The organism is Peptoniphilus duerdenii ATCC BAA-1640 (genome assembly GCF_000146345.1).
GTDB classification, from domain to species: Bacteria; Bacillota; Clostridia; order Tissierellales; family Peptoniphilaceae; genus Peptoniphilus_B; species Peptoniphilus_B duerdenii.
In genome coordinates this window covers 97,219-110,766 of sequence record NZ_GL397071.1, presented here as the reverse complement: position 1 = coordinate 110,766, position 13,548 = coordinate 97,219, and the positions used below count along the sequence as shown (strand labels likewise).

Here is a 13,548-nt window from a genome sequence, read left to right as displayed (position 1 = left end):
GGGGAAGCGAAGCGAAACCGTCGAAGTCGAATGGGTATAACCCTGGTGAGGTTAAGTACGGATGAATTCTCGTAACGGAAAATTCCTTCCCCTCGGTCATCCTGAGCGGAGACGGCATAGCCGTCGCAGTCGAAGGATCTCAAATAAGGTGAGGTTAAGTAAGGATGAATTATTTGTCTAGACTAGGTTAAATAGATTATACCCGTTCGACTCGCTGACGCTCGCTCAGGGTGACGGCAGTTGCAAGGGATAAACTCAAAAAAACGTAACGGAAAAACACACAACACAATAATAACAAGGGCGGTGGCGAAACATCGTCACTGCTCCTTGGATAAATGGAAAGAAAAATGGGGGATTCCCCGAGATGTAAGGAATATTTGGTCCTTAGGGATCATTTATATAAGGGTGCTGGGACCCTAACCCAGTTTAATTAAGACGATAGTCTTAGATGTAAAATGGGTACTGGGACCCAATCCCAGAAAAAATTATAAACAAGGAGTTTATTATGAACAAGAAAAAACTTATGTCACTAATTCTAGCATTAGTGATGATACTAGGTGCATTCGCTCCATTAACAGCACTAGCTGAAACTACAGTAACAGGAACCAACCTAACTATCCATAAATTAAAATTGGATGATTTTGAAGGTGTAACTGCTAAAGACCATGACGGTAAAGAATTAACTCAAGAAAAATTAAATGAGTATTTCAATGGTAAAAATCCAACAGGTCTACCAGGAGTTAAATTTACTTACTACAAAGTAAACACTGCTCAACTTGCTAAGATTGACGAAGCAAAACCTCAAACACCTGCTCAAGTAAAGGCTGTAATAGATGCTAATACCACTCTATTTAATGGTGTTCAAGGAGTAGAGACTGAAGCTACAGACAAAGATGGAAAAGTAACACTTAATAATTTAGCTGACGGAACATACTACTTCGTAGAATCTGAAGTTCCAGCAAACCACACAGGAGCTCTTGCTGTACCATTCAAGATTACATTACCAATCTATGATAAAGATGGTAAAAAAATGGATAATGTACACATCTATCCAAAGAACAAATTAACAGACAAAACAACAAGTAAGGAATTAGACGAAACAGCAAATACTGCAAACAAAACATCAGAATCACACAATGTAACAATTACAGATTCAACAGGCAAGAAAGTTTTAACACTAGACAAGGGTGCAAAGGTACCATACATTGTTAAAACTCCAATCCCAGCAGGATCTAAAGAAGTTATGCTAGCTTGGTCAGATAGAATGAGCGAAGGTTTAACTTACAATAAAGATTTAGCTGTAAGTGCAACTTATGGAGATCAAAAAACTGATCTAGGATTAGTAGCTGCTGATTATACAATAGAAAATTCTGACAACGGTTTTGTATTAAAACTAACAGACAATGGTATCAAAAAAGTATTAGAAAAAACACTAAACAATGGTGACGGTGTAAAACTTATTGATGGAACTACAGTATACAACAAGGTAGCTAAAGAAGCTGCACAAAAAGTAGAATTCACTTTAAAATATTCTGCAACTCTTAACGGACTTACAGGTCCAGTAGACCCAGAAACAAACACTGTTTCATTCCATTATGGAAATAAACCAGGATATACTCCACAACCAGGAGACAAAAACCCAATTCCAGAAAAAGGTAAAACTGAAATCAACGTAAACAAATCATTTGTTAGTGGAGATGGAACTGGAACAGAAACATGGCCAGCAGATATGACTATCACTCTTAAACTAGAAAAATGGGATCAAGCAACAAATACATGGTCTGAAGTATCAGGCAAGACTTTAACTTTAAATTCAACAACTACCTCAGGTAAATTTGATAAACTTAATAAAGATGAAAAATATAGAGTAGTAGAACAAGAAGTAAAGGGATGGGTTCCTAATTATTCTCATGATACTCAAGGAAACCTTGTTATAAAGAATAAGAAAAACCCTAACCCAAACCCAATCACACCTCCAGAAGTAACAGTAACATCAGGTGGTATTAGATTCGTAAAGACAGACGATAACACATCAGAATTCAAACGTCTAGTTGGTGGAAAGTTCTTAATCAAAAATGAAGCAGGAAAATACCTATACTATAAATCAGACGCTGATAAGAAAACAGATTTAGAAGCTCTAGCAACAGCTGAAAAGAATCTTCAAGACAAGGTTGACGCATACAACAAACTAACTCCAGAACAACAAAAGGATGCTGAAAACCAAACAGTAAAAGATATAAATGAATTAGCTGGAAAAGTAAAAGAAGCAAAACAAAAAGCAAACATTCAATACGAATGGAAAGACGGTTACGGAACAGTAGATAATCTAGCTGCAAACCTAGTAGTATTAGTTCCAAACACTGACGGTTATATGGAAATAACTGGACTAGATTTTGCTACCTACAAACTACACGAAATTGTAGCTCCACAAGGATACTCATTACCATCAGGTGGTAGAGAATATCCATTTACAGTAAATGCAAATTCTTACAATAATTTAAATTTAACAGGAGAAAATGAAATGATCGATTCTTCAAAAACTGACACTACTAAAGCTCAAAGAATCGAAAATAAACTTGTTACTATCCCACAAACTGGTGGTATCGGTACTGTTATTTTCACTGTTGTTGGTATTTCTCTAATGGCTGGTGCTTTCATCGCTATGAGAAAGAGAACTGCTGAAGAAAACTAATTAAGAAAGAGGGTTAGCCGTGCTAAAATTGAATAATAGAATATTTAAGCTACTTCTTGGCTGTGTAATTTTTAGCATGGTTATTATCTCAGGTGCTGTTTATGCTAAGAGCCTTACTATTGATTTAACTGGCAATAATCGCAAGGTCGATGAGGTGGCTAATAGAGAGATCGTCATCTGGAAGATTAAGGATGAGATCGTAACTTCTGATGACGCTAAGGAAAAGTTGGTGAAGGACTTAAATAAAAAGTCCGTCGATGAACTAAATAAGATCGATAAGAAGCCTTATACTGTTACTACCGATGCTAATGGCGTTGCGAGCCTTGTGGGTTTAAAATCTGGGACCTACTATGCTAGGGTTGCCGACAATGGTAAGGTTGAGATTTTTCCTTTTGTCTTTTATGTTGACGAAAATAGTCCGAACGACGTGACCATCATGCCGAAGGGTCGCCACGAGGTTCCGCCTCCTGATAATCATGTAGAACTTATAAAGGTTTCTGCTGATGATGTGCCTCTTGCTGGGGCTGTGTTCAACCTCTACAAGGTGGTAAATGGCGAGGAGACTTTGGTGAAGTCGAACCTTATTACTGATTCCAATGGTAAGATTTCGATTAAAGGTATCGAGCTCGGCGAGTATCTTTTCGAAGAGGTGCAAGCGCCGGAGGGTTACAGGATTAAAAATGCAAGGACTCGTTTCGTCGTCAATGGTGGCACTACCAAGGTTGTGGTGGTGAACTACAAGGATTCTGACGGTGGCAAGAGGTTTAGAAAGATTGATTCTGATTCGAAGGAGCCTATTGAGGGCGTGCGTTTCATCGTTACGAAGAGGGTGAACGGCTACGACGAGAGGGTGAAGATTAATGGAAAGGATTTGGTGCTTGTTTCTGACAAGGACGGATACTTCTCTGTGGACAATCTTCCTTTTGGTACCTACTTTGTGTGGGAAGTGAAGCCGGCTGGGGGCTATGAGCCTCTTGGCGAACTCCAATCTTTTGTTATTGATGAGAATTCTCTTGTGAATGATTTGGTGATTAAGAATACGCCAATTCCACCTCCTCCGGAAAAGGACAAGCCGAAACCTCCTCCTGAAGGTGGACAGAAACCAAAGAAGCCTCCGAGAGATAAGGATAAGCCAAAGAAACCGAGAAGGATTCCGAAGACTGGTGACATTAGTTTGATATTGATGTCGATTTTCGGGGTTATATGCTCTATTTGGGGCGGTGTTTTGGTTAAGGAAAATAAATAGTAAATATGGGTTATGATTGTGAATTACGATTGTGATTGTGATTTTTGGTTATGATTATGATTGCGGTTGCGATTTGTGATTGTGATTTATGTTTATGTTTTGGAAAATTAAATAGCACAGGATTTTAATCAATATGTTATTTGCCCCCTATGTACTGGTGTATGTAGGGGGTTGTTATTTTTTTGGTTTTTGAAGAAGGGATTTGTTGAACTCGACTGCTGTTTTTTGGTTTTTGGGGTAACCGCCAAACCAGTCATCCTGAGCGGAGACGGCATAGCCGTCGTAGTCGAAGGATCTCGAGTATGGGTGGGGTTATGTTTGGGATGAATTATTTGCGAAGACTTGGTTAAATATAGCTTATACCCGTTCGACTCGGAATAAATTCCTCGCTCAGGGTGACGACCACCTAATTACATTGTTTCACAAAAATTCTCAAGGAAAACAGTCACCCTGAGCGAAAATGACGAAGCATTGGCTGAGTCATTGGAGTCGAACGGGTATAACCCTGGTGGGGTCAAGTTTGGATGATTTTTTTGGCAGAGATGGGTTAAATATGTGTCAGATCCTTCGACTTCAGAGCCTTGCGGCTCTTTCGCTCAGGATGACCAAGTGGGAGGGTTGACGCTTTTGCAGGATGACCGCAGTTGGGAAGTTCATTGTAGCGTCGAAGCCCTAGCCGAAATCTTTGATTTCGCAGCAGGTCTTGTGCAAAGAGTTCCAAAGAGGATGAGCATAGCGAAGTCTGATTTGTAGAACTCGACTGCTCGGCTGTGGAACCTGGAAGGTTCCGCTACGGTTGTAGTTGCCAATGTTAGGTCCTCGAAGGTTATACCCGTTCGACTCGGAATAAATTCCTCGCTCAGGGTGACGACCACCTACTTACATTGTTTCATAAAAATTCTAAAGGAAGACAGTCACCCTGAGCGAAAATGACGAAGCTTAGGCTGAGTCATTGTAGTCGAATGGGTATAACCCTGGTGGGGTCAAGTTTGGATGATTTTTTTGGCTAAGATGGGTTAAATATGTGTCAGATCCTTCGACTTCAGAGCCTTGCGGCTCTTTCGCTCAGGGTGACCAAGTGGGAAGAAGTACGCTCTTGAAGGATGACCGCAGTTGGGAAGTTCATTGTAGCCTTAGGCTGTGGAACCTGGAAGGTTCCGCTACGGTTGTAGTTGCCAATGTTAGGTCTTCGGAGGTTATACCCGTTCGACTCACTTCGTTCGCTCAGGGTGACGACCACCTAATTACATTGTTTCACAAAAATTCTAAAGGAAGACAGTCACCCTGAGCGGAAATGACGAAGCCTGGGCTGAGTCATTGTAGTCGAATGGGTATAACCCTGGTGGGGTCAGAAATGTATGATTAGATTAGTTAGATGTTTTTTTTAATATTTTTTTGGCTAAGATGGGTTAAATATGTGTCAGATCCTTCGACTTCAGATCCTTCGACTTCAGAGCCTTGCGGCTCTTTCGCTCAGGATGACCAAGTGGGAGGGTTGACGCTTTTGCAGGATGACCAAGTGGGAGGGTGTTTTAAATAAAACATCGCAATCTACGACAAAATCCTTTTTTTATTTCACCATGTTGGTTTTATTGTGGACCTTTATGGTAAAATATGTATAGTTAATTATTTTTATTTTGTATAGATTTTAGGAGGATTATGGCTAAGAGTAAGAGAAAAAGGACTTGGCCTTTTAAGTTAATTTTTATTTTAGGTTTTTTAGTTTTGATGTATCCGACGGTTTCTAGGCTCTATTATCGTGTGGAGTCTACGCAACAGGTATCTAACTTCGATAGTGAAAAGAGTAAACTGTCTGATGAAGAGGTTAAGAGAAGGATTGATCTGGCTCAGGCTTTTAATGATTCTTTGGTGAATAGTGTGTCTGAGGATCCTTATGCCAAGGAGCGCCACAACCAGGGTCGTGCTGAGTACGCCCGCATGCTTGAGCTTCATGAGCAGATTGGTCATATTCAGATCCCTTCTATTGATGTGGATATTCCTATTCGTGCTGGTACTTCTGAGGATGTGCTTCAGGTGGCGGCTGGTCACTTGGAGGGTACGAGTCTGCCTATTGGTGGCAATTCTACCCATACGGTTATCACTGCTCATTCTGGGCTTCCTACGGCGAAGCTTTTTTCTGATCTTAAGAATGTAAAGCTCGGTGAAAGGTTCTACATTCACAATTTGAAGGAGACTATTGCCTACGAGGTGGACCAGATTCTTGTGGTTGAGCCTAGTAATTTCAGTGATCTTTTGATCGTGCCTGGTCATGATTATGCGACGCTTCTTACTTGTACGCCGATTATGATCAATACTCACAGGCTTCTTGTGAGGGGTCATAGGGTTCCTTATGATGAGGCTATTGACGATACGTTTATTCTAAGCAACAAGACTCACTTCAGGTATAAGTATATGTTTATGGGCGATATAGCGTTTATCGTGCTTATGCTTTTGATGATTTACAATTACAAGAGGAAGACGAAGAGGTATGTGTTGATTCTTAAGAATCACGAGGACAAGAGAGGTGATGGCAATGAGTAAGTCTACTGGTAAGAAGAAGATCTGGCCACTTGTTATTCTTTTCATCGCTGGTTTTGTCATCATGATGTACCCTTTGGTTTCCAATTATTATTATAGAATTGAGGCGAATAACCAGATTCTCGAGTTCACTGAGAATGCGAAGTCCCTCGATCAGAATGAGATTTTAAGAAGGATTGAACTTGCTGAAGCTTACAATAGGGTTTTGGACCCTTCTAGGCTCGCTGACCCTTATACTGAAAAGGAAAAGGAAGGGATTGCCGAGTATGCTCGTATGCTTGAGGTCAAGGAGAAGCTCGGATTTGTGGAAATTCCTAAGATTGACACGAATCTTCCGATTTATGCCGGTACTAGTTTTGACGTGCTTAACAAGGGCGTTGGTCACTTGGAAGGAACGAGTCTTCCTATTGGTGGTAAGTCCACTCATACTGTCTTAACTGCACACAGGGGGCTTCCTTCTGCGAGACTTTTTAGAGATCTGGACAAACTTCAAAAGGGTGATATTTTCTATGTCCACAATATTCAGACTGTGCTTGCCTACGAGGTGGACCAGATTTTGACGGTGGAGCCTTCCAATTTTGATCCGGTGCTAGTGGTGGATGACAAGGATTATGCGACACTACTAACCTGTACGCCTTACATGATTAACTCTCACAGACTTCTTGTGAGGGGACATCGCGTGCCTTATGTGGCTCCTGTGAAGGAAGATTCGCGTGCGCTTATTTCCCTAGGTTTGGAATATAGGGACATGCTTGCGTTTACGATTCCGTTCTCTGTGGTGCTATTCGTGCTTATGCTTTACTCTAGATCTGATTATAGAAAGGCGCTTAGAAGGTACAGGGAATACATGGATTCGATTGAGGAGAAGAAAGATGAATAAGAGAAACAAGGTTATTCTTGGGTATCTTTTGATAATTTTGGGGATTTCGATTCCACTTTATGGTTTTTTTAAACTTTCCAAGGACATCATCGCCGGGTCTAGTGGCTACAAGAAATTTATGAGTAGCGGCATGGAGCTAGATAATCATACCTTAGGCGAGATTGAAAAATATAATAAATCTTTAAATGGTGAAGTAAATATCGTGGATCCATTCGCTACAGACGACTACGCTTCAGATTATTCTTTTTTAGAGGACAAGGACCAGGTGTTTGCGTATCTAAGCATACCGAAGATTGATGTGACTGAGCCTGTGTACCTGGATGCTTCCAAGAAGCACCTCGCCATGGGAGTTGCCCATATTGAGGGAACGGATTTGCCAAGCGAAAAGCCTGGAACTAGGGCTGTTATCGCGGGACACAGAGGATACTACCAAGCGATTATGTTTTGGAATCTGGACAAACTAACCGCAGGAGATTCTGTGTATTTAAGTTGGCCGAATAAGACCTTGGAATACAAGGTGGAGGACAAAGAAATCATCGAGGCTTGGGAATGGGAGAAACTGGATTCTGTTCCAGGGAAGAAGATACTCACTCTACTAACTTGTGATCCGCTTACACCACCAAGAAAACAGAGACTACTCGTCAACTGCAAATTGGTAGAGGACGTGGCGAAAGCAGATGTGACGGATGATAATGTGGAAGCCGCACCAGGTGTGAAGGGACTCAAAAATGGAATCCTCGCAGTTACCGCTGTGCTTATAGTACTTTTGATAGTTTTTGTTTTGAAACTAGTAAGGTTTGTCGGCGGTAATAGTGGGAGAAGAAAGAGAAGACGAAGAAAATAGAATATGATTTTGCCCCTAATTTTTGTAATAATTAGGGGTATTTTTTATTTTTAGGAGAAAGGGTGGGTGATTTTTGTAGCGAAGCAACCTGCTTCCATTTACAGGAAAAGTCTAAAGGACGACAGTCACCCTGAGCGGAAATGGCGAAGCGAAGGCTGAGTCATTGGAGTCGAACGGGTATAACCCTGGTGTGGTTATGTATTAATGATTGATGTAATGGGATATGGGATGAATATGAAACCATGATCATCATACAAGATACCATTTTATTGACAGAAAAACATATCTATGGTATATTTTAATTGTAATAAAAGCGGTGTACGCAGCCATAAAATGCGAAATTAAAAAAGCGGTGTACGCAGCCATTAAATGCGAACTAAAAAAGCGGTGTACGCAGCCATAAAATGCGAACTAAAAAAGGAAAAGTGGTTTGCTAATTGCAAGCCGCTTTTTTTATAAAGGGGATAGAATGTTAAATTTATTTACAGTAGATAGTAAATTTTTAAACTATTTAAGAACTTTTGATGATAAAGTTCTATTTAACCATGGTATTGATAGACCATATGTGGGCATTATTTTGAGCTTATCAACTGCTGATAGTTCTATTAATTATTTTGCGCCTCTATCTTCGCCTAAAAGAAAGCATATCACTATGAAGAATAATATTGATTTTATAAAAATTGATTCTGGAAATCTGGGAGCTATTAATTTAAATAATATGATACCTTTAGTTAATAATACTTATTTTAAAATAGATATTAATTCCGTAAAAGATAAGAATTACCAGATTTTATTAAGTAAACAAATTAGGTGGATCAGATCGAATAAATTAAATATTACAAGCAAAGCGTATTCACTTTATAGAAAAATGACGCAAGATGACAGCTCTTTAAACTCTTTTGAGTTGAAGGTAAAAAGTCGTTGTTGTGATTTTTCTTTACTTGAAGATGTTGCCAATAGATATATGAAATAGTTTAAGAAGAATTATATTAATAAAAACACAAATCAAGTATAGGTTTGTTTTTTTTGTTTGGATAAAAGGTTGGAGATTTATGTAGTTGGAATGTTGTAGTACGGCTACGGCTGAGTTGAGCTAATGTAGTATCGATGTTGATGGAAGCTAATAGCTTCCGCTACAAAGTTTGAATCGAAATTTATGTGGTTGCACGGCTACGCCTGAGGGGGTGTTTCTGGATTGATGACAAGCATCGCGTGATTACTTCTAATAACAATACCCATCTTTTTCTTGAATTTAGCTGCCATTATCTATATAATCTACTTGGTGATTATATGAGACTTAGAAAGAAACATTTTGCCATTCCGGAGATGAAGGAGAACCCGTATGTGTTTTTCGAAACTGAGGGTTTGAAGGACCGTTGGCAAGAGATTTTTGGTAATAATAATGAAATCAGGGTGGAACTTGGCGCTGGCAAGGGCGAGTTTTTAAGACAGATGGCGCTTAGGCATCCTGATGTGAATTTTGTGGCTTTTGATAAGGAGACCAATGCGTTTATCTATGCTGCAAGAAAGATAAAGGACAATGAACTTAACAATGTCAGGGCGGTTGCCATTGATATTGAAAAGATTGACGAAGTTTTCAACGAGGATGCGGTGAGCACGATCTATATTAATTTCTGCAATCCGTGGCCGAAGCCTCGTCAACAGAAGAGAAGGCTTACCTATCCGCTTTTTCTTGAGAGGTACAAGAAGTTTTTAAAAGTTGGTGGCAAGATTTACCTAAAGGTGGACGACAGGGACCTCTTCGAAGCGAGTCTTGATTATTTTGACGAATGCGGTTTTAAATGCGTGTTCAAGACTTTTGATATGAAGCTTGAGGATTTTCCAGACAATATTGTGACGGAGTATGAGAGCAAGTGGAGAAGTATTGAGAAACCAATTTTATATGGGATTTTCGAGAGGATAAATTAGCACTTTTAAAGTGCTTTTTTGTTTTTTGGGGGAGAAAAGATAAGTTAAAAGAAAAATTTACAGTTTTTTTGGAGAAGATTGGTCAAATATGTGTCAGATCCTTCGACTGCATAGCCTTACGGCTCTTTCGCTCAGGATGACTATACATAGAGACAGACCTTTAGAAATTCTGTCAATCAAAAGAGTTTCCCTTTGTAGAGCCTCTCGGCTGTGGAAGCAAAATGCTTCCGCTACAAGTGAAACAATCCGCATATAACCTAATTAGGATGACTGTCTTCCTTGAGACTTCTATGTAGATGTTCCTCCCAACTGCCGTCACCCTGAGCGAACGAAGTGAGTCGAACGGGTATAACCTCAGAAGGTCAAGTAAATACAAGTGAGATAATCCAAACATTCCACCACATAACAAAAAAACTAGCTTTTTAACCGACCATATTATACACTTATAGTTGGAGGTTTTATGGTTTTTAATTCAATTTCTTATGCAATTTTCTTCCCGATTGTGGTTATTTTATACTTTGCACTTCCAAAGAAATTCAAGAACATCCATCTGCTTCTAGCGTCATATTTTTTCTACGGTTGCTGGAACGTTAAGTACGCTGCTCTTATGCTTCTATCCACTGTGATTACATACTTTGCGGCGATTCTCATGGATTCTTATGGAAAGAAAAAACTCTTCCTTTCTATTTCTTTTGTGCTAAACCTCGGGATTTTATTTGTTTTTAAATATTATGGATTTTTTATAGATATTTTCAATCGCATCTCTGGTGGGAGTACGTCTACAGAGGCGCTATTTATACTACCAGTTGGGATTTCTTTCTACACTTTCCAAGCTCTGGGATATACAATGGACGTGTATCGCGGCGATTTAAGGGCAGAGAGAAATTTCATAACATACGCGCTTTTCGTGTCATTTTTTCCGCAACTTGTGGCTGGTCCTATCGAGAGGTCGAAGAATCTCTTGCCGCAGATCAGAAATCATGGAGAGTACTGCGTTTGTAACTTGGTAGAAGGTCTTCTTCTAATCTTTTACGGACTTTTTTTAAAACTTGTAATCGCTGATCGTGCTGCCATATTCGTAAACACGGTCTTCGGCTCAATGGATTTCACTGGTACGGTTATGATGCTCGGAGCCCTACTATTTTCTATTCAAATCTACTGCGATTTCTACAGTTATTCGATTATGGCGAAGGGTTCTGCAAAGGTGATGGGAATCGAACTTATGGATAATTTCCGCGAGCCATTTCTAGCAGTGTCCATAGTGGATTTTTGGCGCAGATGGCACATATCTCTTTCCACTTGGTTTAAGGATTATCTCTATATTCCGCTAGGCGGCAGCAGAAGGGGCAGCTTCAGGCACTACGTAAATATAATGATCGTATTCCTTGTGAGCGGTCTGTGGCATGGGGCGAACTACACTTTTCTTATGTGGGGTTTGATTCACGGGATTTTAAATGTATGCAGCCATTTCATTTCGCGTTTTAAAAACAAGGAAGGGACAATTTCTAGGAATATTTCTAGACTTGTGACCTTTGTCCTCGTGGTGCTTGCGTTTGTATTTTTCCGTGCAAAGACCATTTCCGACGCATTTACATTTATCGGAAGGATGTTTTCTGCAAATGGTGCAACAATCACGGACGCTGGGCTTAATATAGCCAATCTCTATGCACTTTTGGTGGCGGTTTTGATCCTCCTTGTGGTGGATATTTTAAAATATAATTCTGTGGACGTGAAGGATCGTTTTATGCACGCTCCGACAATCTTTAAAGGTGCCATATTCTTCGCACTGATAATGATTGTGGTGATTTTTGGAATCTACGGCGTAGGTTTTTCTGAGTCCATGTTTATCTATTTTCAATTTTAGGAATGATTTTATGAAAAGATTGCGTAATTTCATATGTTTTTTAATATTTATCTGTGTCCTTGGAGCATCTCTTAGTTTTGCAAATAGGGTTCTTATGAGAAAGTCCTTGGACAAACCTTGGGATATGGGAAATAAAATCGGCGGATACTTCAATGAAAAGAAGGATTACGACATCATGTTTTTCGGCACATCCCACGCATATTGCTCCGTAATGCCTAGCATGCTAAAGGAAAAGGGCATAACGAGTTACATTCTCGCATCCCAAAAGCAACCGCTTGAGGCGAACTATTTCTACATCGATTCGGCGCTTTCCATCTCTCATCCAAAGGTGGTGTACCTGGATATTTTCGACGCCCTTTCCAAGACGGAAACCGACGAGGCAACGGTGCATTCCTATACGGATTATTTTCCATTTGGACTTCGCAAGATCCGCATGATTACCGAAGCGGTGCCAAAAGAAATGAAGCTGCACACCTTGTTTCCACTTCTCATGTACCATTCCAGATGGGACGAGCTAAAGGATGAGGACTGGCATTTTAAATACAGCATGTACCACGACGATTTGAATGGATACGTGAAGCTCACCGGGCAGTCGCCATCATTTTCTAAGGACAAAACCATGAAGAAAGAAAATCTAGAGGCGATTAAACTTGCTTCTGGAAAATTCATGGAGGATAAAGTAGCTACGATTGTAAAAATTTCCGAACTTTGTAAGAAAAATGGAGCTAAGCTGAGACTAATAAAGACGCCAGTCTACGATGAAACAGTGTATAGCGAAAATTTAAAAGAGTTTTCGAAATTGTGTGCGGAAAAAGGACTGGAATTTTACGACTTTAACGGCGACAAAGATAAGATTGGATTGGTCGAGAGTGATTTCTATGATCCAGGGCATTTGAATGTAGAAGGTACGGAGAAGTTTAGTAAGTTTTTTGTAGAGTGGATGGATAAGAATTAGATATTGGATAATGAATAAAGAAATTTAAGGAAGATGCATGTCTTCCTTTTTTGTTTTGTGGTAAGGTGTAACAATCATCAATGTTTAGCCTCACCAGGGTTATACCCGTTTGACTACAGAACCTTTGCCTCTTCCGCTAAGGATGACTGTCTTCCACTGGAATTTTAAAGAGAATATCCACCCAACTACCGTCACCCTGAGCGAGCGTAGCGAGTCGAATGGGTATAACCTCCGAAGGTCAAGTCTATGCAAATAATTTAATAAAAAACTGACCTCACTAAAATCAAATCATTCCTTAACTAATTCCATGCAGAGCCTCGAAGCCCTAGCCGAAATCTTAGATTTCGTAGCAGGTCTCGTGCAAAAAGTTCCAAAGAAGACGAACAAAGTGAAGGCTGATTTGCAGAACTCGACTGCTCGGCTATGGAAGCAGATTGCTTCCGCTACAAAAATAAATCTTTCCTAAATTTTCTTTAATAATAAATTCAATACCTTCCTCCGACCTACCCATAGAATCCTTAATCACAATCCTCCTACAGAGAGAGCCATTGCCACCACAAGTGATTTTTGCTTTCGGCGTTAAGAAATTTTCCGCTGTCT

9 protein-coding genes are annotated in these 13,548 nt (G+C 39.9%); all 9 read left to right on the top strand.

Annotated elements, in window-relative coordinates:
* Window positions 1-505 precede the first annotated feature (505 nt).
* Window positions 506-2,692 (top strand): pilin N-terminal domain-containing protein, encoded by a 2,187-nt coding sequence (locus HMPREF9225_RS00485; protein WP_008900948.1) that lies wholly within the window; start codon window positions 506-508, stop codon window positions 2,690-2,692.
* A 19-nt stretch (window positions 2,693-2,711) separates the two neighbouring features.
* Window positions 2,712-3,938 carry an MSCRAMM family protein gene (locus HMPREF9225_RS00480; RefSeq protein ID WP_040551241.1) on the top strand — a complete coding sequence of 409 codons (1,227 nt, stop codon included), beginning with the start codon at window positions 2,712-2,714 and terminating at the stop codon, window positions 3,936-3,938.
* A 1,659-nt stretch (window positions 3,939-5,597) separates the two neighbouring features.
* Complete coding sequence (locus HMPREF9225_RS00475) at window positions 5,598-6,479, top strand: class C sortase (RefSeq protein ID WP_008900943.1); 882 nt, start codon at window positions 5,598-5,600, stop codon at window positions 6,477-6,479.
* The gene (locus tag HMPREF9225_RS00470) at window positions 6,472-7,356 is read left to right on the top strand and encodes a class C sortase (protein ID WP_040551239.1); all 885 of its coding nucleotides are present in this window, start codon (window positions 6,472-6,474) and stop codon (window positions 7,354-7,356) included. Before HMPREF9225_RS00475 ends, HMPREF9225_RS00470 begins: the two co-directional genes overlap by 8 nt.
* On the top strand, window positions 7,349-8,200 hold the full coding sequence (locus tag HMPREF9225_RS00465; RefSeq protein WP_008900941.1) for a class C sortase: 852 nt from the start codon (window positions 7,349-7,351) through the stop codon (window positions 8,198-8,200). The genes HMPREF9225_RS00470 and HMPREF9225_RS00465 overlap by 8 nt, the downstream gene beginning before the upstream one ends.
* A gap of 469 nt (window positions 8,201-8,669) precedes the next feature.
* Entirely contained in the window at window positions 8,670-9,173 is a 504-nt protein-coding gene (locus HMPREF9225_RS00460; protein ID WP_040551238.1) for a type III toxin-antitoxin system ToxN/AbiQ family toxin, read from the top strand.
* Between the two features lie 317 nt (window positions 9,174-9,490).
* On the top strand, window positions 9,491-10,129 hold the full coding sequence (gene trmB, locus HMPREF9225_RS00455) for a tRNA (guanosine(46)-N7)-methyltransferase TrmB (protein WP_008900939.1): 639 nt from the start codon (window positions 9,491-9,493) through the stop codon (window positions 10,127-10,129).
* Between the two features lie 460 nt (window positions 10,130-10,589).
* Entirely contained in the window at window positions 10,590-11,993 is a 1,404-nt protein-coding gene (locus HMPREF9225_RS00450; RefSeq protein ID WP_008900938.1) for an MBOAT family O-acyltransferase, read from the top strand.
* 10 nt (window positions 11,994-12,003) lie between these two features.
* Complete coding sequence (locus HMPREF9225_RS00445; protein WP_008900937.1) at window positions 12,004-12,948, top strand: hypothetical protein; 945 nt, start codon at window positions 12,004-12,006, stop codon at window positions 12,946-12,948.
* The last annotated feature ends 600 nt before the right edge of the window (window positions 12,949-13,548 follow it).

Coding starts and splice junctions, on each gene's coding strand:
- HMPREF9225_RS00465 (WP_008900941.1), top strand. CDS start 7,349: ATGAATAAGAGAAACAAGGTTATTCTTGGGTATCTTTTGATAATTTTG.
- HMPREF9225_RS00460 (WP_040551238.1), top strand. CDS start 8,670: ATGTTAAATTTATTTACAGTAGATAGTAAATTTTTAAACTATTTAAGA.
- HMPREF9225_RS00445 (WP_008900937.1), top strand. CDS start 12,004: ATGAAAAGATTGCGTAATTTCATATGTTTTTTAATATTTATCTGTGTC.
- HMPREF9225_RS00450 (WP_008900938.1), top strand. CDS start 10,590: ATGGTTTTTAATTCAATTTCTTATGCAATTTTCTTCCCGATTGTGGTT.
- HMPREF9225_RS00485 (WP_008900948.1), top strand. CDS start 506: ATGAACAAGAAAAAACTTATGTCACTAATTCTAGCATTAGTGATGATA.
- HMPREF9225_RS00470 (WP_040551239.1), top strand. CDS start 6,472: ATGAGTAAGTCTACTGGTAAGAAGAAGATCTGGCCACTTGTTATTCTT.
- HMPREF9225_RS00475 (WP_008900943.1), top strand. CDS start 5,598: ATGGCTAAGAGTAAGAGAAAAAGGACTTGGCCTTTTAAGTTAATTTTT.
- trmB (WP_008900939.1), top strand. CDS start 9,491: ATGAGACTTAGAAAGAAACATTTTGCCATTCCGGAGATGAAGGAGAAC.